Origin of the sequence: Arthrobacter sedimenti (assembly GCF_042652025.1) — a bacterium.
GTDB classification, from domain to species: Bacteria; Actinomycetota; Actinomycetes; order Actinomycetales; family Micrococcaceae; genus Arthrobacter; species Arthrobacter sedimenti.
Genome location: NZ_JBHSDQ010000004.1, coordinates 314914 through 335175 on the forward strand (window position 1 = coordinate 314914; position 20262 = coordinate 335175).

At 66.7% G+C, this 20262-nt stretch carries 19 protein-coding genes and 1 riboswitch; of the genes, 14 read left to right on the top strand and 5 right to left on the bottom strand.

Features of this window, described 5'->3' with window-relative positions:
• Window positions 1-79: 79 nt before the first annotated feature.
• Window positions 80-826 (bottom strand): TetR/AcrR family transcriptional regulator, encoded by a 747-nt coding sequence (locus ACFO0G_RS12045; protein ID WP_376977828.1) that lies wholly within the window; start codon window positions 824-826, stop codon window positions 80-82.
• A gap of 124 nt (window positions 827-950) precedes the next feature.
• Between ACFO0G_RS12045 and ACFO0G_RS12050 the strand changes: the two genes are divergently transcribed.
• Complete coding sequence (locus ACFO0G_RS12050; RefSeq protein ID WP_376977830.1) at window positions 951-1880, top strand: NAD-dependent epimerase/dehydratase family protein; 930 nt, start codon at window positions 951-953, stop codon at window positions 1878-1880.
• Between the two features lie 17 nt (window positions 1881-1897).
• Here the strand turns inward: ACFO0G_RS12050 and ACFO0G_RS12055 are convergent, their stop codons facing one another.
• Window positions 1898-4099 (bottom strand): MMPL family transporter, encoded by a 2202-nt coding sequence (locus ACFO0G_RS12055; protein WP_376977832.1) that lies wholly within the window; start codon window positions 4097-4099, stop codon window positions 1898-1900.
• Between the two features lie 203 nt (window positions 4100-4302).
• Here ACFO0G_RS12055 and ACFO0G_RS12060 point away from each other — a divergent pair, with 203 nt between their 5' ends.
• The 7 genes from ACFO0G_RS12060 to ACFO0G_RS12090 all read left to right on the top strand — a co-directional run bounded on the left by ACFO0G_RS12060 (window position 4303) and on the right by ACFO0G_RS12090 (window position 11165).
• The gene (locus tag ACFO0G_RS12060) at window positions 4303-4803 is read left to right on the top strand and encodes a MarR family winged helix-turn-helix transcriptional regulator (protein WP_376977834.1); all 501 of its coding nucleotides are present in this window, start codon (window positions 4303-4305) and stop codon (window positions 4801-4803) included.
• 30 nt (window positions 4804-4833) lie between these two features.
• Complete coding sequence (locus tag ACFO0G_RS12065; protein WP_376977836.1) at window positions 4834-5652, top strand: methyltransferase domain-containing protein; 819 nt, start codon at window positions 4834-4836, stop codon at window positions 5650-5652.
• A 39-nt stretch (window positions 5653-5691) separates the two neighbouring features.
• A complete protein-coding gene (locus ACFO0G_RS12070) occupies window positions 5692-6315 on the top strand; it encodes a LysE family transporter (protein ID WP_376977838.1) in 624 nt (207 codons plus the stop codon).
• A gap of 134 nt (window positions 6316-6449) precedes the next feature.
• A complete protein-coding gene (locus ACFO0G_RS12075) occupies window positions 6450-6983 on the top strand; it encodes a low molecular weight protein-tyrosine-phosphatase (RefSeq protein WP_376977840.1) in 534 nt (177 codons plus the stop codon).
• A gap of 73 nt (window positions 6984-7056) precedes the next feature.
• Complete coding sequence (locus ACFO0G_RS12080; protein ID WP_286404644.1) at window positions 7057-7608, top strand: DUF2231 domain-containing protein; 552 nt, start codon at window positions 7057-7059, stop codon at window positions 7606-7608.
• A gap of 33 nt (window positions 7609-7641) precedes the next feature.
• Complete coding sequence (gene pabB, locus ACFO0G_RS12085) at window positions 7642-9723, top strand: aminodeoxychorismate synthase component I (protein WP_376977842.1); 2082 nt, start codon at window positions 7642-7644, stop codon at window positions 9721-9723.
• A 167-nt stretch (window positions 9724-9890) separates the two neighbouring features.
• Window positions 9891-11165, top strand: a complete 1275-nt coding sequence (locus tag ACFO0G_RS12090) for a multidrug effflux MFS transporter (protein ID WP_286399922.1) — start codon at window positions 9891-9893, stop codon at window positions 11163-11165.
• 41 nt (window positions 11166-11206) lie between these two features.
• On the opposite strand, the gene cls is transcribed toward ACFO0G_RS12090, so the two are convergent.
• A complete protein-coding gene (gene cls / locus ACFO0G_RS12095; protein ID WP_376977844.1) occupies window positions 11207-12682 on the bottom strand; it encodes a cardiolipin synthase in 1476 nt (491 codons plus the stop codon).
• 93 nt (window positions 12683-12775) lie between these two features.
• Between cls and ACFO0G_RS12100 the strand changes: the two genes are divergently transcribed.
• Window positions 12776-13705 carry an aminodeoxychorismate lyase gene (locus ACFO0G_RS12100; RefSeq protein ID WP_376977846.1) on the top strand — a complete coding sequence of 310 codons (930 nt, stop codon included), beginning with the start codon at window positions 12776-12778 and terminating at the stop codon, window positions 13703-13705.
• Window positions 13706-13766: 61 nt separating this feature from the next.
• Window positions 13767-14231, top strand: a complete 465-nt coding sequence (locus ACFO0G_RS12105) for a pyridoxamine 5'-phosphate oxidase family protein (RefSeq protein WP_286399925.1) — start codon at window positions 13767-13769, stop codon at window positions 14229-14231.
• A 12-nt stretch (window positions 14232-14243) separates the two neighbouring features.
• Here the strand turns inward: ACFO0G_RS12105 and ACFO0G_RS12110 are convergent, their stop codons facing one another.
• Window positions 14244-14948: a TetR/AcrR family transcriptional regulator C-terminal domain-containing protein gene (locus ACFO0G_RS12110; protein WP_286399927.1), complete on the bottom strand. Its 705-nt coding sequence runs from the start codon at window positions 14946-14948 to the stop codon at window positions 14244-14246.
• Between the two features lie 225 nt (window positions 14949-15173).
• Here ACFO0G_RS12110 and ACFO0G_RS12115 point away from each other — a divergent pair, with 225 nt between their 5' ends.
• Window positions 15174-15428, top strand: coding sequence for a hypothetical protein (locus tag ACFO0G_RS12115; RefSeq protein WP_376977849.1), 255 nt, complete (start codon window positions 15174-15176; stop codon window positions 15426-15428).
• 85 nt (window positions 15429-15513) lie between these two features.
• Here ACFO0G_RS12115 and opgC read toward each other — a convergent pair whose 3' ends face one another.
• Complete coding sequence (gene opgC, locus ACFO0G_RS12120; protein WP_376977851.1) at window positions 15514-17979, bottom strand: OpgC domain-containing protein; 2466 nt, start codon at window positions 17977-17979, stop codon at window positions 15514-15516.
• A 180-nt stretch (window positions 17980-18159) separates the two neighbouring features.
• Window positions 18160-18275, top strand: a riboswitch (SAM riboswitch).
• A gap of 13 nt (window positions 18276-18288) precedes the next feature.
• Here opgC and ACFO0G_RS12125 point away from each other — a divergent pair.
• Genes ACFO0G_RS12125 through ACFO0G_RS12135 form a run of 3 tightly spaced genes read left to right on the top strand, consistent with a single transcriptional unit; the run spans window position 18289 to window position 20168 of the window.
• Window positions 18289-18552 (top strand): DUF1737 domain-containing protein, encoded by a 264-nt coding sequence (locus ACFO0G_RS12125; RefSeq protein WP_286399933.1) that lies wholly within the window; start codon window positions 18289-18291, stop codon window positions 18550-18552.
• Window positions 18549-18959 (top strand): rhodanese-like domain-containing protein, encoded by a 411-nt coding sequence (locus ACFO0G_RS12130; protein WP_286399935.1) that lies wholly within the window; start codon window positions 18549-18551, stop codon window positions 18957-18959. The genes ACFO0G_RS12125 and ACFO0G_RS12130 overlap by 4 nt, the downstream gene beginning before the upstream one ends.
• Window positions 18960-20168 carry an O-succinylhomoserine sulfhydrylase gene (locus ACFO0G_RS12135; protein WP_142132351.1) on the top strand — a complete coding sequence of 403 codons (1209 nt, stop codon included), beginning with the start codon at window positions 18960-18962 and terminating at the stop codon, window positions 20166-20168.
• The last annotated feature ends 94 nt before the right edge of the window (window positions 20169-20262 follow it).

Here is a 20262-nt window from a genome sequence, read left to right on the forward strand (position 1 = left end):
TTCGAGGCTCCGCGTCCGTGCGGGCGCACTGGCAGTCTACCGACGGGGCAGGCACTCCAACAGGCCCCGGCAGGCGGCGTCAGGAGGCCGCCACCTGCAGCCCCGCGACGCTGGCCAGAACGGCGAGATGGTGGTCGAAAAGCTCTTCGGGCGCTTTAAAGGTGTCCGAACCGTACTGGTTGAACACCTCGAAGCTGACGGCGCCGAAAAGGGAACTCCACACAAGGACACCCCGCGCCACAAGTTCCTCCGGGATGGCAAGCCCGAACTCGGAGCGGATGGCGTCAAGGTCGGCAGCAAGGGTGGGCGCCAGCTCCGCGGACCCCGGGGGAACTGCAAGCTGCCCGGCCCGGGAGGCAGCATCCAGGATGCCGATGAGGCCGACAATGACCCGCGTGCCCGGACCCGTCGTGCGCTCGGTCGGGGCGTTGTAGCCCGGCACCGGGCTGCCGAACAGGAGGGCGTAGCTGGCCGGCTCGCGCAGGGCCCAAGCGCGGACAGCCTGGCCCAGCGCCATGAAGCGTCCAGCATGGTCATCTTCGGACACTTCCCCGACGGCGGCATCCACTGCGTCCCCGAGCTCACCGAAAGCGTCAATCAGCAACAGCGTCAGCAGTTCGTCCCGGCTTTCCACATACCGGTAGACGGCGGAGGACACGACACCCAGGTCCCTTGCCACTGCGCGCAGGGAGAGCGCTGCTGCGCCATGTGTTGCCAAGTGCTTCCGGCCGAGCCGGACGATGTCCGCCACGGTCCGGGTCCTGGCCCGCTGCCGGGGCGTCAAGGGGCGGGCAGCCGCGGCGGGTGTATTGCTGGCTTCAGTCACGGGTCCAGCATGCCACAAGCAAGAGCGGCGGCAGCAAAAGAGAGCGCCGCTCTTGACTTTGCCGCACCAAACCCTCATTCTATTTCTGAGAGCACTGCTCTCTCATTCGAATAAGGAGACCGAGATGTCGAAGGTATACGTCGTGACCGGAGCGGGACCCGTGGGGTGGACTGTGGCGGAACAACTGGCGGAGCAGGGGCGCCAGGTGCGTGTCCTGACGCGATCGGGCAGCGGACCGGAGCACGAGCTGATCGAGCGGATAAGAGGGGACGCGAAAGATCCTGCGGTCCTTCGCTCGGTCCTTGCCGGCGCCCAGGCGGTGTTCCACTGCATCCACGGCTCGGCGTACAACGCGTCGGTCTGGCAGGCAGAACTTCCCGCCGCCGAGCAGGCGGTCCTTGATGCCGCGCAGGAGGTGGGCGCCGTCGTCGTCTTCCCCGAAAGCCTCTACTCCTACAGCGAGCCGGACAGCGTCATGGCGGAGGGCAGCCTGCGCCGGGCCACCGGGGGCAAACGGGGCGTGCGGACGGAACTGCTTCGGGCGCGCGCCGCCTCGGCCACGCCCACGGTGAGTGTGGTGTCCGGTGACTTCTTCGGCCCGCGGGCCCGGATTGCCCACGCCGGCGAACGCATGGTGGCGCCGATCCTGGCGGGAAAGAACGTAAGCGTGGTGGGCAGTTCCCGGCAGCCGCACTCGTTCACGTACGTTCCCGATCTGGCCTCCGCCATGATTGCGGCAGCGGATCGGCCGTCCGCCTGGAACGCCGTGTGGCACGCGCCCACCGGCCCCGCGCTTACCCAGCAGCAACTCGTCCATGCCTTCGCTGCCGCAGCAGAACGGCCAGCCCCGAAGGTGCGCGTCCTCCCCGGGTGGACGCTGCGGGCCGCGGGAATTTTCTCAGCCGATGCACGCGAACTCGCGGAGATGCTGTACCAGTTCGAGCGGCCGTTCATCATGGGCTCGGCCGCTTCCGAGGCCGCCCTTGGCGTTACCCCTACCCCGCTGGAAACGGCGGTTGCCGCCACCGTGGACTGGTGGCGGCAACAGGGTTAGTGCCATCGAAAGCAGGGCTAGCGGCTGGGAACCTCTTCCAGCGGCTCGACGCCGGGTTCCCGCGGCCGGGCGGCGTCGCGGCCATCCGTCCGGCCCAGTTTGCTGGGCCACCAGATCTTCGGCCCGATGTCGTAGGCCAGCGCCGGAACCAGCAGCGAGCGCACCAGCACGGTGTCCAGCAGCACGCCGAACGCTACGATGAAGGCCAACTGGACCAGGAACATGATGGGAATGACGCCCAGGGCAGCAAATGTCGCCGCCAGGACCACGCCGGCCGAGGTGATCACACCGCCGGTGACCACCAGACCGCGCAGGATACCGGGCCTGGTGCCGTGCTTGAGCGATTCCTCGCGGACGCGGCTCATCAGGAAGATGTTGTAGTCCACGCCCAGGGCCACCAGGAACACGAAGCCGAACAACGGTACGGTGGCGTCGGCTCCCGGGAACCCGAAGAGGTTGTTGAAAACGAAGGCCGAGACTCCCAGTGCGGCCGCGTAGGACAGGACCACCGAGAGCACCAGCAGGACCGGGGCCACGATGGAGCGCAGCAGCAGCATCAGGATGAGGAGGATCACCACCAGGACCACCGGGATGATGACCAGGAGGTCGCGCTGGGCGGTGGTGTTGGTGTCCAGCGCCGTAGCGGTGACGCCGCCTACCAGGGCACCGGGATCAATGGCCTTCACCTCGGTGCGCAGGGACTTGATGGTTTCCTCCGCCTCCAGCGAGTCCGCGGCATTCTTCAGGGTGGCATTGATGAGGACTTTCCCGTCCCGGACGTCCGGCGTGGTGGGAGCACCGGGGGCGCCGGTAACCGGCACGCTGCCGCGGCCCAGCAGGTAGGCCTCGCCCACGCCGCCGTCCGCTTTCACCTTGTCCAGCACCTCTGCCGCCTTGCCTTGGTCGGCGACCACGACGGCGGGGCTGCCGCTGCCGGCGTCGAAGTGGCGGGCCAGAGCGTCCTGGCCGTCAACGGCGTTGGAGGCGGTGAGGATGACGTCCGTCTGTGGTACGCCGTTGGCTTTCAGCTGGAACAGGCCGCCGGCGGCGACGAGGAGCAGGAGGACCGAGGCAACCCAGACGGTCCGGGGCCGCCGCGACACCAGGGAGCCGGTGGCGCGCCAGAGACCCTTCTGGCCTTCCAGGCCGGTGACCAGTTCCGGTTCGCGCTGGTCTGCAGGGAGGAGCTTGGGCCGGAAGGGCCAGAACGCGGCCCTTCCGAGCAGCGCCATGAGGGCGGGCAGCAGGGTCAGCGCGGCGAACAGGGCGCACAGGATGCCTGCGGCGGCAACCGGGCCCAGGGCCTTGTTGGAGTTCAGGTCGGAGAAGAGCAGGCACAGCAGCGCGATGATCACCGTGGCACCGGAGGCAAGGATGGGCTCGAAGGACGCTTTCCAGGCGGTCAGGACCGCCGCGGTGCGGTTGGTGGTGTGGGTGAGGGCCTCGCGGAAGCGGGCCACGAAGAGCAGCGCGTAGTCGGTGGCGGCGCCGATCACCAGGATGGAGAGGATGCCCTGGCTTTGGCCGTTGAGCTGGATCCAGCCGGCCTTGGCCATGCCGAACACCAGCAGGATGGCCGCGCAGAGGGCAAACACCGAGGTCAGCAGCACCATGATGGGCAGCAGCAGGGACCGGTAGACGATCAGGAGGATCACGAACACGGCGGACAGGGCCACGAGCAGGAGGATGCCGTCGATGCCGCCGAATGCAGCGGTAAGGTCCGCCGCAAGCCCGGCAGGTCCGGTCACGAAGGTCTGTGCACCTTGCGGCGCTGCCGCTTTGACCGTGTCGCGGAGTTCCTTGACGGCGTCCTTGAGCTCGGCCGACGATCCGATGGGCACGACGAACTGCACGGCCTTGGCATCCTTGGAGGGAATGGGGCCGATGACCGCGCTGCCCAGCCTGAGGTTTTCAAGATCGGACTTCAGGGTGGCGAGTTCGCCCAGCTGCGGGGGCGTGAAGGCCTCACCCTTTTCGATGACGATGATGCCGGGAACTTCGTCAGAGTCGCGGAACTTCGCCTGCCAGTCCTGTGCCTCTGTGGCCTCAGCGCTGGCGGGCAGGAAGGATGCCTGGTCGTTGGACGAGACCTCCTCCAAGCGGCCGAAGGTGGGGCCGCCCACCCCGGCCAGTCCCAGCCAGGTCAGCACCAGGACAACGGGGACCAGCCAGCGCAGCCAGAACGGGACACGCTCCCTGCCAACTTTTGTGCGTTTCATGATGCCTTCCGTGGATGAGCAGGAGGAGTAGTATTTGTTCCAGCATAGATTATCTCCATGACAGAGATAAGTGCCAGTCAAGCTTTTCTATATCGTCGGAACCAATGGGCCGGTGGTGCAGTTGGCTCCATGGAGCCTGGAGTAATATCCGTCAGGACGCCTGGGCAAAAACACGGCGCAGGAGCGAAGGCTGGGAGGTGGAGATGGCGGATTACAACACTCCGGGTGCCTCCCCCTTCGAGCAGGGCGGCCCGGAGTTCGGGCACCCGCTGCTCCGGATCCTGCAGGAGTTCACCATCGAGGCGAACCGGTATGTGGACGCGGCCGGGGACCGCAAGGACATGCACCGCACGGACATGAACGCCCTCGCCGTGATCATGCGCCATACCGCCAGGGGCAACGTTGTGACGCCCGGGCTGCTGCGGAAGGAACTGAACCTGAGTTCACCCGCCACCACCGCACTGATCGACCGGCTGGACCATTCCGGGCACGTGGTCAGGGAACGCCACGCCACGGACCGGCGGCAGGTCCAGCTGAAAATGACGCCCAAGGCATTCCGGGAGGGCGGCGCCATCTTCGCCCCGCTGGCGCAGCGCATGGGCAGCGCCATGGCCGGGTTCTCGGAGGAGGAACTGGACACTGTCACGCGCTTCATGACGGCAATGATTGACGCAACCGTGGCGGCACGGACGGAATCCGAATAGCAAGCCCTCGCCAGGGGTAGCGTTTGGGTTATGAGTGCGCAGCAGCCCGGGGACGACGTTTACACGCACGGCCACCACGAATCGGTGGTCCGCGCCCATGCCGCAAGGACCGCGGAAAATTCCGCGGCCTTCGTTCTGCCCTACCTCTCCCCCGGATCCACCCTCCTGGACGTCGGCTGCGGGCCAGGCACCATCACCTGCGACTTCGCCGCCCTGGTCAGCCCGGGCAAGGTCACCGGCCTGGACCGCTCACCGGACATCATCGCCCAGGCGCAGGCGCTCGCCGTCGAGCGCGAAGTGCCCAATGTGGAGTTCGCGGCGGGCAATATCTATGACCTGGACTTCGCCGACGAAAGCTTCGACGTCGTCCATGCCCACCAGGTGCTCCAGCACCTGACCGATCCCGTGGAGGCTCTGCGGGAGATGCGGCGCGTGGCCAAACCGGGCGGCATCGTGGCGGTGCGGGATGCCGACTTCCACGGCATGAGCTGGTACCCCGAGATCCCGGAGCTGGACGAGTGGATGGACCTGTACCAGCGGGTTGCCCGCCGCAACGGAGCAGAGCCCGACGCCGGGCGGCGGCTGGTCAGCTGGGCCCAGTCCGCGGGCTTCACCGATGTTGCACCCACCAGCAGCAACTGGCTTTACGCCACGGCGCAGCAGCGCCGCTGGCAGGCACGCGTCTGGGGTGAGCGGGTGCTGCATTCGGCCTTCGCCGAGCAGGCACTGGAGTACGGATTTGCGGAGCCCGCGGACCTGGCGCGGATCTCGGCCGGCTGGCACCGCTGGGGATCCACGGGCGACGGCTGGTTCCTGATCCCCAACGGCGAGGTCATCGCACGGGCGTAGCAACGCAGGGGCCTGCTGTTGCCCGCGTAAGATTGGTTAGTGCAATTTTCCCTGTGGCTGGCCCTGGCGGGTGCCGGCGTCCTGGTCAGTTTCACCCCGGGGGCCGGGGCCATCAACACCATGAGCAATTCGCTCAACGCGGGCTTCCGCCGCTCCATATGGGGAATCCTGGGCCAACAGGCGGCCCTCGTAGTGCACGTCCTGATCGTGGCCCTGGGCGTTGGCGTGCTGGTGGCAAGCTCCCCCGTCGCCTTTAACGTGATCCGCTACGCCGGCGCCGCCTACCTGGTGTACCTGGGCATCCGCCAGTTCCTCAGCAAGCCCACGGCCCAGCAGGAGCAGGCGGCCGCCCTGCGCAACGAACCCACGTGGTCCATCTTCCGGCGGGGCTTCTGGGTCAACCTGTTGAACCCGAAGGCAATAGTCTTCTTCCTTGCCTTCACGCCGCAGTTCATCCGGCCGGACCAACCCCTGTTCACCCAATACGCCGTCCTCACGGCCACCATTGTGGCCATCGACATCCTGGTGATGTGGTTCTTTTTTGCGGCCGCCGCGCGTTCGTTCCAGCGCTTTACCAGCACCGAGCAAGGCCAAACAGTGCTCAGCAGGGTCTTCGGCGTCCTGTTCGTAGGCGTGGGCATCTTGCTGGCCCTGATCCACTGACAAGCGCCCTTTCCGGTTCGCCACCAGCATGGGACGTACCCATTTCCCATCGAGTAATGCATCTTTACAAGCTTGTAAAACAATGTGAACAGGCGGGTAGCCAAGAGGGTTCGCCAGCGCGCATGCTAGGTTCCATGAACTCAACGTCGAGCGCATATCGCGTTATCACCGTCTGCACGGGCAACATCTGCCGGTCTCCCATGGCCGAGCTTATGCTCGGGGCGGCCTTGGAACGCGAAGGCCTTGACGGGCTGGTGGAGGTGGACTCCGCCGGCATTACCGGTTACGAGGCCGGCCGGCCCATCGATCCCCGCGCGGCCCGCCGCCTGGCGGTGACCCAGCTGGCCTCGGAGCACCATGTGGCCCGGGAGTGGGAGCCTGAGTGGTTCCGCGAGCGCGACCTGATCCTGGCGCTGGACATTGACCACTACGCCTGGCTGACCGAAGCCGCCCCGGACCAGGAAGCGCTGGACAAAATCCGGATGCTTCGCAGTTTTGATCCGGCCATGGCGGACCTTGACCGGCTGGACCAGGGCATCGAGGACCCCTGGTATGGCGGGCACGCGGATTTCGATGCAGTCTGGCATCAGATCCACGCCGCCCTGCCGGGCCTGGTCCAGCACATCAAGGGCGCGGTCCTGCAGAACACCCAGCTTCAACCGCACTAGCCGAAAGCGCCCGGCAGAGGCTGCGGGTGCAAAAACGGGTGCGGCACGGCGGCACCAGGAGTATTTTGTGCTCATGCGCGCCGCTTCCAGCCCCGGCAGGTACACCCGCTTCCTTGGCAGCCTTGAGGATGCCACGACGTTGGACGCCGCTGTCGAAGCAGCGGAGCCACTGGCATCCAGGCTGATGTCGCAGCCCCGGATCCGGTCAATTGTCCGCGGCGACATTACCGGCATACCGCTGCACACCATCCTCACCGACGGGCCCTTCGGCGCCTGGTGGTCGGCAGTGTTCCTGGATTTCTTTGCTGACGACAGTTCCCGCCGCTCCGCCCAGCGGCTGGTGGCCCTCGGCGTCATTGCCGCCGTTCCCACCGCCCTGTCCGGCTGGGCGACCTGGTCCGGCAAGGACCGGCCCCTGAAGCGTGTGGGCATCGTGCACGCCGGCGCCAATGCCGCAGCCACCGTTGTTTACACCGCTTCCTGGCGTGCGCGCTCCCGCGGCAACCACCGGCTGGGCGTGCGGCTGGGGCGGGCCGGAGCAGTCCTTCTGCTGGTGAGCGGGTTCCTGGGCGGCCACCTCAGCAGCGGCCGCCATGCGTCACGGCAGGGTGTGCTTCATGCCTGAAAGCGGACAACGGAAAACGGTACGCTCTAGTCCATGAGCCCAGCCCCCGTCATCATCGCCGTCGACGGGCGCTCCGGCGCAGGGAAAACCACCCTCGCCGTCGAACTCGCGGCACGCCTCCGCGCCCACCACAAAGTCTCGCTGTTCCACCTGGAGGAGATCTACCCCGGCTGGGACGGACTGGCCGCCGGCATCGAACGCTATGTCACCACGGTCCTCACGCCGCTGAGCCGCGGCGAGGCTGCCGCCTGGACCAGCTGGGATTGGGAAAACCATTACGACGGCGACGCCCGGGTGACGCTGCCCGCGGAGATCGTCATCGTGGAGGGCGTAGGGGCCGCCGCGGAAGCCGCCCGCCCCCTGATTGACGCAGTGGTCTGGGCCGAGTCGCCGGACGACGTCCGCCGGACCCGGGCGCTGGACCGGGACGGCGCAACCTTTGAACCACATTGGGACCGCTGGGCTGCGCAGGAGGAAGAGTGGCTGGGACGCGACGACGTGCCCCGACACGCTGACCTCCGCGTACAGAACCTTGCAGACGGATCGGCCCCGTACGACCTGCTGCAGCTCCTCCCCTACCTGCCTGCCCTGGCACAGGTCCTCGCGCCTGAACTCTCCGCACGCCGGGGCCTCCGGCTGCACGCCGAGCGGCTGGATACCGCGCCGGACGCGCCTGCACTGTTCCAGTCGCTCTATGGAGCATCGGGCAATGCCATGTGGCTGGACTCCTCGAACGCGGGTACAGGTGGACAGGACGAACCGGACCCGGCGGTGCGTACTGCCGCCGGGCGCAGCCGGTTCAGCATCATGGCGGACGACGGCGGCACGTTCGGACAGTCCGTCACGCACCGCTCGGGGGTAAGCCGGATCAGCGCCGGCTCCTGCACCGCGAAAGTCCCGGGCCCGTTCTTCCGGTGGCTGGATAGCGTCTGGGGCCGTCGGGCGGTGCGCAGCCCGGAGGGCTACCCCGGTGAATTCACGCTGGGCTGGCTGGGCTGCCTGGGCTATGAGTTGAAGCGCGAAACGGGCGGCAGCGACTTGTCCGCCCCCACCCCGGACGCCGCCTTGGTTTTCGCCGGCCGGGCCGTGGTCCTGGACCATGCCGAAAAGGCCACCTGGCTGCTGGCGCTGGAGGCACCCGACGCCGGCGAGTGGCTGGCCCGGGCGCGGGCGGCCGTGAAAGCCGCCGCAGCCGTGGAAGCGGGCGCAACCGTGGATGCCGGCGGCAGCACCGGCGTCGTACCTTCCCCGCCGCCGGCCTTCCTCAGCCGGGACACCGGCGCCGGGTACCGGGAAAAGATCGCCGCCGCCCAGCACGAGATTGCCCAGGGAAACACCTACGAGGTGTGCCTGACCACCACGCTCGAAGCCCGGATCCCGGCCGGCTCGCTGGACCCGTGGGCCACCTACCTGGCACTGCGCCGCAGGAACCCGGCGCCGTTTGCCAGCTACCTCCGGCTGGGAGACCTCACAGTGGCCAGCACCTCACCCGAGCGGTTCCTGAAGATAGCGTCCGACGGCGGGATGCGCGCTGAACCGATCAAGGGCACCCGGCGCCGGGCCGCCGACCCGGAGGAGGACGGCAGGCTGCGCACGGACCTGGCCGCCTCCCTGAAGGACAGGGCCGAGAACATCATGATCGTGGACCTGCTGCGTAACGACCTCAGCCACTTCGCCGAACCCGGCTCCGTTACGGTCAGCCGGCTTTGCGCGATCGAAAGCTACGCCACCGTGCACCAGATGGTCAGCACCATTGACGCGCAGCTCCTCCCGGGGGCACCACGGGCAGAGGCGGTGGCAGCCTGTTTCCCGGCGGGCTCCATGACCGGGGCCCCCAAGATCAGCACCATGGCCATCCTGGACCGGCTGGAGGCGGGGCCGCGGGGGCTCTATTCCGGCGCCGTCGGCTACTTTTCGCTCAACGGGGCGGCCGACCTCGCCGTCGCCATCCGGACGCTGGTGCTCAACACGGAGGGGGACGGGACCGTGGAACTCTCTCTCGGCGTCGGCGGCGCCATTACCTCGGGCTCCGTTCCTGACGAGGAATATGAAGAGATCCGCACCAAGGCCTACGGTGTGCTCTCAACCCTGGGCACAACCTTCCCCGAAGCCTGACACAGGGACCGCCCCGCCCCTGCCACGCGGCCTCCATCGTGCCTTGCATCCACACTGCGGACGCCGGTTTAGGAAGTCGGCACCGGGGGTAGGGCCTCAGAGCGTCAGCTGAACCGCTCAAGCCATGCGGCGGGCTCCAAGGCGCTTCAACGAGTTAGGTTTGCCGCGTGACGGACTCCTCCCATCCCCGCACCACCAGCAAGCAGGCACCGCGCAGCTTCAAATATGTCCTCATGCTGGGCGCCCTGGCCGCGCTTCCGGCACTCACCACGGACATGTACCTGCCCTCGCTGCCCGCCGTGGAAGCCGATCTTCACACCACCCAGACCGCGGCCCAGCTGACATTGTCCGGAACCCTGGTCGGGGCAGGGTTCGGCCAGCTGGTGATCGGCCCGTTCTCGGACCGGTTCGGGCGGCGGCTTCCGCTCATCATCGGCATTACCCTGCACGTGGCCATCTCGCTGCTGTGCTCCATGACCCCAAACATCGAAACGCTGACGGGGCTGCGGGTGCTGCAGGGCTTCTTCAATGCGGCCGCCGCGGTGGTGGCACTCGCCGTGATCCGTGACCGCTTTGTTGGCTCGGCTGCCGCCCAGCTGCTCTCCCGGTTGATGCTGGTGATCGGCGTGGCGCCGCTCCTTGCCCCCACCGTGGGGCAGGCCATCGCCGGGGCCTGGAACTGGCGTGCCGTCTTCTACGCGCTGGCACTCATCGGGGTGGTCCTGGTGGCAATCGTCCTGAAGTTCATGCCGGAGACGCTGCCGGAGGACCGGCGCAGTCCCGGCCACCCCAAGCACGTTGCCCGGGCCTACTGGGCGCTGCTGCGGGACAGGCACTTCATGGCGCTGGCCGTCATTCCCGGGCTGGGGCTGGCCCTGATCATGAGCTATGTGGTGGGGTCGCCCTTCGTCTTCCAAAACGAGTACGGCCTCACCGCCCAGCAGTTTGCCCTCGTCTTCGCACTCAACGGCGCCGCGCTTGTCCTGTCGGCCCAGCTCAACGCCGCCTTGGTCAAGAAATTCCCGCCGGTACGCCTCCTGCGCACCGCACTGCTGGTCCAGCTGGTCCTGGCCCTGCTGCTGCTCGTGGTGGTGGCAACGGGTGCCGGCGGAGCATTCGGGGCAGTCGCAGGCCTCTGGCTGGTGCTGTCGATGCAGGGCATGGTCCCGGCGAACGCCTCAGTCCTGGCACTGCACAATTACGGCCACATGGCGGGAACCGCGGCAGCGGTGATCGGCGCCCTTCAGTCCGGGGTGGCCGGACTCGTCAGCCCACTGGTGGGGGTCCTGGGCGGGAATTCGCTGTCGATGGTCATCGTCATGATCGGCAGCTGCGCCCTGGCGGTGACGGTGCTAGCCGTGGGAACGCCCGCCTACCGGAAGGGCGGCTGGGCGGAACATGCAGGGCGCGACGACGGCCAGCGGGTAAGTGCCGACGACTAGGGGTTGCGGCAGTTAGTGCACGTACCTCTATTGGACGGTGGCTATTGCACGGTGGCCGTCAGCCGGGCCACATTGTCCACGTAGCGCGCAGCGAGCGGGCGGTTGAGCCAGTCCTCCAGCTTGAGCTCATGGGATATGTCCCGGTAGGTGTCCTCCACTGCGCGCATCTTGTTCACGATGTCCTCGCCCAGGAGCATCACGGACACCTCAAGGTTCAGTGAGAAGGACCGCATGTCCATGTTGCTGGAGCCCAGGACGGCCACTTCGTCGTCAATGGTGAAGTGCTTTGCGTGCAGCACGAACGGGGCCTTGTACAGGTAGATGCGCACGCCGGCTTCCAGGAGGGCCTCGTAATAGGACCGCTGGGCGTGGTGGACCAGGAACTGGTCGCCCTTTTCGGACACGAACAGCTCCACGTCAACGCCCCGCTGGGCCGCCGTGGTGATGGCGTACAGCAGGGAATCGTCCGGAACGAAGTAGGGGCTGCAGATGGAGATCCGGTGCTGCGCCGAGTAAATGAGGGTGTTGAACAGCCGCAGGTTGTTCTCGGTAATGAAACCCGGGCCGCTGGGCACCACCTGGGCCGTGATGCCTCCGGGATGGGGGTCGGAGGGAAGCTGGAGCTGGTGTTCCAGGGATTCGTCGGTTTCGCTCAGCCAGTCCGTGGCAAACACCACGTTCAGGGTGGTGACGATGGGTCCGCGCAGGCATGCCATCAGCTCCACCCATTCGCGGCCTGCCTTGCGGTGGCGGGGGTTGTTGTAGGAGGGCTCGATCAGGTTCTGCGACCCCGTGAATGCAATTTCACCGTCCACCACCATGATCTTGCGGTGGTTGCGGAGGTCCGGGCGGCGCCACTGACCGTGGATGGGCAGGAGGGGCAGCATCCGCTTCCACTGGATCTTGCCCGCCTTGAGCCGCTTGAGCAGCTTCCTGTACCCCTGGATGCGCAGCGTGCCGATGTGGTCGAACAGGATGCGCACTTCGACGCCGCGCTCGGCCGCTTCCTCCAGGGCGGTGAGGAGATCGTTGGTGACGTGGTCCGAGCTCATGATGTAGAACTCGGCATTGACGAACTTCTTCGCCTTCCGCACAGCCTTCGTCATTTCCAGGATGGAGTCCGGGTAACCGGGAATGAGGTCCACCGTGTTGCCGTCCACCATGGGCAGCGACCCCAGGGTGCGGTTGAGCTCAGAGGCGGACTTGACCCACTCCGGGCCGGGGTAGTCGCTTTCTACATCCGACAGCGCCGTGATGCCTGCCTGTACCCGGTCGTTGACCAGCTGCTGCTGCGCGCGCCGCCGGCGGGACAGCTGGAAATTGCCGAACAGGAGGAACAGGACGATGCCGACGAATGGAATGAAGAATATCCCCAGCAGCCAGGCCATGGCCGTGGTGGGGCGCCTGTTGCCGGGAATGATGCCCAGGGCCAGGACCCTGATGGCCAGGTCGGCAAAGCCCAGGAGGACCACCACCCACGTGGGCGCGGTGCCGGCAAGCGAAAAAGGCCACAACACGTCTATAACTCCCGGGAAATTGGGCTCCGGAGGACTGCTTCCGGCCGGGGCGCTCTGCCCAGCTTATCCGCGGTGTCGCACTAAGCTGGTGCCATGACCTCTCCAGCCCCAGTGGTTCTCCTTTTCCTCGATCCCGCATTTCCTGACGGCAGGGCGGCCGACGCGTCCCAACCCCAGTTGCTGGTCACGGATCTTGGGGTTACAAGGGGCGACGGCGTCTTCGAAACCATGCTGGCGGTGGGCGGGTCGGTGCGGAAAATGCAGGCCCACCTGGACCGCCTGGCAGGCTCCGCCGCAGCACTGGACCTGGACATCCCGGACCAGGACCCGTGGCGCCGTGCCATTGCCGCTGCCGTGGCCCGGCACCGGTCAGAGAACCCGCCTGCGGACCCTGCTGCCGATGAACTGGTGGTCAAGCTGGTGGTGACCCGCGGCGTGGAGGGCGCTCCCGCACCCACGGCCTGGGTTCAGGCATCCCCCGCCGGGTCCGTCGGCCGCCGGCAACGTGAAACGGGCATCGACGTCATCCTCCTTGACCGCGGCTACGACAGCGACGTGGCCGAACGGGCACCCTGGCTGCTCCTGGGCGCCAAGACTCTTTCCTACGCCGTCAACATGGCAGCGCTCCGCTATGCGCACAAGCAGGGCGCGGACGACGTCATCTTCCTGTCCTCCGACGGCCGCGTCCTGGAGGGCCCCACGTCCACGGTCCTGCTGGCGCATGCGGGAAAGTCCGACGACGGCACGCCGGTGAAGCGCCTCATCACACCCCAGCTGGACAGCGGCATCCTCCCTGGAACCTCCCAGGGCGCCCTTTTCGCTGCCGCGAAGGCGGCGGGCTGGGAGCTGGGCTACGGCCCGCTGGAACCGCAGGACCTCCTGGACGCGGATGCGGTCTGGCTGATCTCCAGCGTCCGCCTGCTTGCTCCCGTGAACACGATCGACGGAAAGCAGATCGGCAGCCCCTCCCTCCAGAAGGAGCTGACTGCAGAGTTGAGCGGGCTCTTTGCGGGCATCCAGTAGGCCCCTGCAACAGGCGCTTAATCCCTTTTCCCGCTCCCGGTTCACCCGTAAGGTGTGGACCATGGACTCGCGAAACCTGCCGATCGAAAACCTGTCCTTCGACGACTGCTGGGAACTGCTCGACAATGACACGGTGGGCCGTCTGGCCATCGTGGTGGACGAGCATCCGGAAATCTTCCCTGTGAACTATGTCGTGCACCTGCGCAGCATCGTCTTCCGCACGGCTCCTGGGTCAAAGCTCTGGGGCGCCAGGATGGAACGGCCGGCCGCGCTGGAAATCGACGGCTACGACTCCTCCACTGAACGGGCCTGGAGCGTGGTGGTCCGGGGCGACACGGAAATCATTGAGGACCAGGCCGTCAGGGATGCAGTGGACGGCCTTGGCCTGGAGCCGTGGCAGCCCGGCGAGAAGGCCAACTATGTCAGGCTGGGAGCTAAGGCGTTGACAGGGCGTAGGTTCCAGGTGAACCGGCCGGACGTCTGGAACACCCGGGTCCAGGACCGGCGCCGCGCCTCGTTCGAGTAGCAGGCGCCTGCGTCAGGCGCCGGAACGGGCCGCCTGCCGTGAAAGCTGTGCCTCCAGCCCGGAGAGCAGGATGGTGAGTCCCTGATCAAGCTCCGCGGCGCCGTCGTATTCCGCCAGGGCCGGAGCCAGGGCACGCAGCCTGGGAAACTCCTTGGCAGGCAGGCGGTGGAGCCCCAGCCGCAGCAGCACCTCGTTTTCTTCCGGGTCCACCACGTACTCCTGCAGCTCGTTGAGGATGTGCCCGTAGAGGAAGCCGTAGTAGGCGCGGTAGACGTGGAGCGCATCGGCCGGCTTGAATCCTGCCGCCACCAGCAGGGACAGGATTTGCTCCAGCGGCCGCAGCGTGCCCAGCGGCCGCAGGCCCAGCGGAGTGGACAGGGGCCGCGTCACCAGCAAGGGCACAACGTTGGGGTGCTCAAGTGCCAGGCCGCGCAGCTCGTGGGCAAGGACCCGCAGCTGCGCTTTCCAGTCCGGGTCCCCGGCATCGATTGAGAGCTGGTCGAGGACAAGCTCTGCCACGCCGTCGAGCAGGGCGGCGCGGTTTTCGGCATACCGGTACAGGCTCATGGGATCCCTGCCGAGTTCCTGCCCTAGCCGCCGCATGCTCAGCGCTTCCAGGCCTTCGGCGTCAACCAGTTCCAGGGCTTTGGCCAGCACGATGTCCCTGCTGAGCCTCGTTTTGGGCGAGCCGGGCCCGGAAGTATCGGCGGAAGCCATCGAAAAATCCTTACTGCCGGCCGTGGTCCTGATAGGCGCCGGGCCGGTTGCCTCATATCTGGTCTACAGGTAAAGTCTACAGTGTAGACATCGTGGTGAGAGCACATGCGCTCCCCGAAAGTCCAGGGGAACGCCTACAAAATCCTTTGCCATCTTGTGCAGGGCATCGAGATTCGCCGCTGTAGCCTACCGGCGGCACCAGGCACCGAGCGAAGGGACGCCGTCATGGCCAATTCGCAGTTCGATCTTTTCTTGTACGAAGCCACCTATTCCGACCACGCTTCCGGCTTCACCCTGGACCGGGACCGGCTCTATGGGTTGTACACCAGCTGGTGCATGATCAATCAGCAGCGGCTCGGCAGCGAATCCACTTTCTGGTCAGCCATGAAGCACAGGATCAACCCCGGGCACAACGGACTCCGCATGAAGGGCCCAGCCGCCGCAGACTATATCCTCGCCAGCTATCCGGGGCTTGTCTAGCTTCCCCGGGCCGCCTTGGGGCAACCCGCGGGCGCACGAACACATGCTGTGGCACTCCGGTGCCACGGCATTTTTCATGTCCGGCTCAGGTGGGGATGATCCGGAAGAGGAACCTGGTGCGCACCATCACCCACAGCAGTCCCAGGACCACGGCATAGGCCGCGGTGTTGAGGAAAATGCTCTGTTGCTGCAGCGCCGGAATGTTGGCTACGACGGCGATCAGCAGCACGTGCATGATGAACACGTAGAGCGTGGCCCGGCCCAGTGGAATCAGGAACCAGCCCAGGGCCCGCTGCACCGGCTTCCAGTAGGCGCTGAGGAATGCGTAGGCCGCTACCACCAAAACCATGACATTGAGCAGGCGGCCGGGAGCCAGGTACGTGCGGCCAAAGAGGGCGTCGTACATGCCGCGGTATGCCGCGTCCGGCATGAGCGCCAGGCGGACGTCGTAGTTGTTGGCCAGGTAGGGGTTGCCCCAGGACAGGAAGGCCAGCGCAAACGCCGCGGCGGTGCAGGCAACCACCACCCAGATGTGCCTGGACAGCCAGGAAATGATGGCACGGCGGTGATAACCGGCAACCAGCCCCAGCACGAACAGCACCTGCCACACCAGCAGGGGGAACGAATCCTCGAACTGCGACGGCAGGACGCGGAACCTGGTCACCGTACCCACCACGTACACGGCGAGGGTCGCCGCCAGCACCCAAACGGCCTTTCCACGGTTCAGCGCCGCCAGGATGAGCGGGCTGATGAGCAAAAGCACCACATAGAGGCCCATGACGTTGAACTGCCACGGCCCGAACTGTAGCAGGATGATGGCCGGCAGCACCTGGGGCGGCACGGGGAACTGGAACAGCGACGACATGCCCGCGTAGAGGTCGTAAGTCCTGCCGGCACCGTTGTGCCCGGCGCCGCCGGTTCCCTGGTCCACAAAGGTGGTCAGCGCCTCGGTGTGGAAGAACGGGAGCAGGGACAACAGGAAGACGCCGATCAGCACGGCGAGCGCCGTCAGGTAGAGCTTGCCGGCCCGGCGTGACGTGAGGTCCACAACCCGTCCGAAGTCCTCCTTGGCTTTGGGCCCGTACACCATGCCCACCACCAGTCCGGAGAAGAGGACAAACAGCTCTGCGCCTGACACGAAGCCCACTGCCTCCTGCGTGAGCAACTGGAACAGCGAGGCCATGCCCAGGTGGTTGACCACCACAAAGACGATGGCCATGCCGCGCAACAGGTCCACGCGCGAGTCCCTGGTGGAAGGATCCTGGTAGCTCCAGGCCGTGGCTGCATTGATCCTGCGCGGAACCTGCCACAGGGCCACCAGAAGGATGAGCATGGCAGCGGCAACAGTCCAGGCAGCAGGCCCGGAAAGTGTGTTGGCGCGGACATAAGTGCCGGTGGATGCCTGATCGGTCACAGGGCCGGTGACCATCGGCGAGGCTTTCAGCCGATCCGCCGCCGCTTTGGCAATGTCCGGGCTTCCGGTGAGCAGCCAGCTGATGCTCGCCACCCCGGTGTCCCTGGTGCTGGTGCGCTCATCCCACACGACGGCGGCCGTGCGGCCGAATCCCGGGGAGGTGGCAGTTCCCACCACCTGGTCCCACCAGCCGGTTTTGATGTCGGCTTCGGGTGCGCCGCCCGTTGAAGGGCTGTAGAAGGCCGACGTCTGGAGCAGGAAGGGTTTCCGGCGCCCCTCTGAATAGGTGCCGTAGAAGTTTTCGCCCCCGGAGGCTGTCAGCATCTCCTGGAGTTCACCGGCCCGGGGCACGGTGTTGACGGCGGCTCCGCCGGCCGTGTCGTCGTGGTAGGCGGCAAGACCCACCCAGTCCACGGCGTCGTCGCCCGGGTAATACGGTGCGTAGGCGTTATCGCTCCCGTTCCAGGCCCCGTCCCCGTTCGTGTCCAGCAAAGCGAACCCGTCGCTTCCCGGCTGCGGCGCGTTCCGGCTCCGGTCAAAGGGGTAGTCCTTGCCCAGGTAGGGTGACCACACCATGGCGACCCGGCCGCCGTCGTCCTTCTTGAATGCCTTGGACACTGCTTGGAAGGCCTGGCGGTACGCGGCGGGCTGCTGGCCCCAGCCCACCCAGCTGGTGTTCATGTCAGGGGCAAACCGGATCAGCAGCTGCCCCTTGAACCCGGAGGTGAGGCCGTGCACCTGCTGTGCGAAGGCTTCGGCCTCGCTGGTGCCGAGCTGGTCCAGCGGCACCGACGGCTTCACCGTGAGCAGGGCGTGGGAGCCTTTGGCTGCGGCCTGCTGCAGGAAGCCGTCGATGTCATTCCGTTCCGAGTCACGGAATGGAATGGTGATGTCGTGTCCGAAGACAGCGGGGCTGGCACCCAGCCGGTCGCTGAAGCCTGCGGCGGTATCCTCGCCCCACTCGAGGACCGCACCCAACCACGGCTTTCCGTTTTCAGGTGCAGTCTGGGCCGCCTGCGCCGGACCTGCCGGCGCCAGCACGGCCAGGAAGGCGATGACGATGGTTGCCAGATAGGCGACGGCAGAACGCGGACGGTTCCGCCAGACGGCGTGGTGGTGCGATGTGACTGCCCGCATGTTGCAAGGACCCCCCGGTACTCATTGCTCTGCTGCCCGTTGCTTAGGCGACGGGGCGGTGCCCCCGGTAAGACTTTATCGGGCGGCGGGCCTTCGCGTGTCGCCTGGGCGTCCGGCGAATTACGGAACATGACGACGGCGGCCGTGCGGCTCGGGAGCGCAGGTGTTACGTTTTTGGGGAGTAATGAGTACCGGCGCCAAGCCCTGACTGGCCGGTCGGCAACCCTCCCTTTCGCGGCGGGGTGCCTCAGGTGAATACTCGGCATATCGACCCATTCGAGCTGCAAGCGTGAAAGAAGGAGATCCGTCGTGTCTGACGCACCCGCCCCTGACGAAAGACTGTCCTACCGCCTGATTACCGGCGCGGACACCCGTGAGTTCTGCGAGCGGATCTCCGCTGCACTCGCCGACGGGTACGTGCTGCACGGCAGCCCTGCGGCAACCTTCAACGGCACCACCGTCATCGTGGCGCAGGCCATCGTCCTTCCGGCCGCCATCGCCTCGGCGGATGCCGCCGTGGCCACTGCCGTGGACGAGCTCGAGGGCGAGTTCGACGGCGAGGGCCACGCATGAGCTACGCCGGAGACCTGACGCCGCAGGAAGCCTGGGCCAAGCTGGAGCAGGGCGCCGTCCTGGTGGATGTCCGCACCGAGGGCGAATGGGCCCACATCGGCATCCCCGACACCAAGGCCACAGACAACGACCCCCTGTTCATCCAGTGGACCTTCCCCGGCGGCATCCCCAACCCGGACTTCATCAAGGACCTGACGAACCAGGCACCGGAGGATCCCCAGGCGGAACTGGTGTTCCTGTGCCGCTCCGGCAAGCGCTCCATCGCCGCGGCCACCGCCGCCACCCAGGCGGGATTCACCGCCTACAGCGTCCTCGAGGGCTTCGAAGGCGATCCCGACCGCTTCGGCGAGCGGACCGTCAATGGCTGGAAAAACCGCGGCCTGCCCACCAACCTCGGAAAGAACTAAGTGAGCTTCAACCAAGACGCCCCCGGCTGGAACCCCGACACCCAGGCAGTCCGCGGCGGGCTGGACCGCAGCAACTTCCAGGAAACGTCGGAGGCCATCTTCCTCAACTCCGGCTTCGTCTACGAATCCGCGGCCGCTGCTGAACGCGCCTTCACCGGCGAGGATGAGCGCTTCGTCTACTCCCGCTATGGCAACCCGTCCGTGGCCACCTTCCAGGAACGGCTCCGGCTGCTCGAAGGCACTGAAGCATGCTTCGCGACGGCGTCGGGCATGTCCGCGGTGTTCACGGCCCTGGGTGCCCTGCTGGCAGCCGGCGACCGGGTAGTGGCCGCACGCTCGCTGTTCGGTTCCTGCTTCGTAGTCCTTAACGAGATCCTGCCCCGATGGGGTGTGGAGACGGTGTTCGTGGACGGGCCGGACCTGGACCAGTGGCGCGAAGCGCTCTCCAAGCCCACCACGGCTGTCTTCTTCGAATCCCCGTCCAACCCCATGCAGGAAATCGTGGACATCGCCGCTGTCAGCGAACTGGCGCACGCCGCCGGGGCCACCGTGGTGGCGGACAACGTCTTCGCCACTCCCCTGCTGCAGCGCTGCGGGGACCTCGGCGCCGACGTCATCGTCTACTCGGGCACCAAGCACATCGACGGGCAGGGCCGGGTGATGGGCGGTGCCATCCTGGGCACCAAGGAGTTCATCGAGGGACCCGTGAAGCAGCTGATGCGACACACCGGCCCCGCGCTGTCCCCATTCAACGCCTGGGTCCTGACCAAGGGCCTGGAAACCATGGGCCTCCGCGTCAACCACTCCTCCGCCACCGCCCTCCGGCTGGCCGAGTGGCTGGAGGAGCAACCGGCCGTGAGTTGGGTGAAGTATCCGCTGCTGAAGTCGCACCCGCAGTACGGGCTGGCGGCGAAGCAGATGAGCGCGGGCGGGACCGTCCTGACGCTGGAGCTTGCTCCTTCGGGTGGGCGCTCCGGCAAGGAGGCCGCCTTCGCCCTGCTGGACGGGCTGCGGATCATCGACATCTCCAACAACCTGGGCGATTCCAAGTCCCTGATCACCCATCCCGCCACCACCACCCACCGCGCCATGGGACCGGAAGGACGGGCTGCCATCGGGCTCAGCGACGGCGTGGTCCGTCTCTCCGTGGGGCTTGAGGACCCGGACGACCTCATCCGAGACCTGGAACAGGCTCTGAAGCAGATCTAGGTTTTCGACGCGCTTTCCCGTTTTCGCGGCGCAGATTCCCGGGCGCGGCCCAAATGCGGGCCGCGAAAGGGAATAAGCGCGTCGAAAAGGAAGC

Excerpts from the sequence above, each read along its gene's own strand:
- ACFO0G_RS12060 (WP_376977834.1), top strand. The coding sequence starts at position 4,303 with ATGGCGGATTACAACACTCCGGGTGCCTCCCCCTTCGAGCAGGGCGGC.
- ACFO0G_RS12130 (WP_286399935.1), top strand. The coding sequence starts at position 18,549 with ATGAGCTACGCCGGAGACCTGACGCCGCAGGAAGCCTGGGCCAAGCTG.
- ACFO0G_RS12080 (WP_286404644.1), top strand. The coding sequence starts at position 7,057 with ATGCGCGCCGCTTCCAGCCCCGGCAGGTACACCCGCTTCCTTGGCAGC.
- pabB (WP_376977842.1), top strand. The coding sequence starts at position 7,642 with ATGAGCCCAGCCCCCGTCATCATCGCCGTCGACGGGCGCTCCGGCGCA.
- ACFO0G_RS12050 (WP_376977830.1), top strand. The coding sequence starts at position 951 with ATGTCGAAGGTATACGTCGTGACCGGAGCGGGACCCGTGGGGTGGACT.
- ACFO0G_RS12075 (WP_376977840.1), top strand. The coding sequence starts at position 6,450 with ATGAACTCAACGTCGAGCGCATATCGCGTTATCACCGTCTGCACGGGC.
- ACFO0G_RS12115 (WP_376977849.1), top strand. The coding sequence starts at position 15,174 with ATGGCCAATTCGCAGTTCGATCTTTTCTTGTACGAAGCCACCTATTCC.
- ACFO0G_RS12100 (WP_376977846.1), top strand. The coding sequence starts at position 12,776 with ATGACCTCTCCAGCCCCAGTGGTTCTCCTTTTCCTCGATCCCGCATTT.
- ACFO0G_RS12065 (WP_376977836.1), top strand. The coding sequence starts at position 4,834 with ATGAGTGCGCAGCAGCCCGGGGACGACGTTTACACGCACGGCCACCAC.
- ACFO0G_RS12055 (WP_376977832.1), bottom strand. The coding sequence starts at position 4,099 with ATGAAACGCACAAAAGTTGGCAGGGAGCGTGTCCCGTTCTGGCTGCGC.
- opgC (WP_376977851.1), bottom strand. The coding sequence starts at position 17,979 with ATGCGGGCAGTCACATCGCACCACCACGCCGTCTGGCGGAACCGTCCG.
- ACFO0G_RS12110 (WP_286399927.1), bottom strand. The coding sequence starts at position 14,948 with ATGGCTTCCGCCGATACTTCCGGGCCCGGCTCGCCCAAAACGAGGCTC.
- ACFO0G_RS12105 (WP_286399925.1), top strand. The coding sequence starts at position 13,767 with ATGGACTCGCGAAACCTGCCGATCGAAAACCTGTCCTTCGACGACTGC.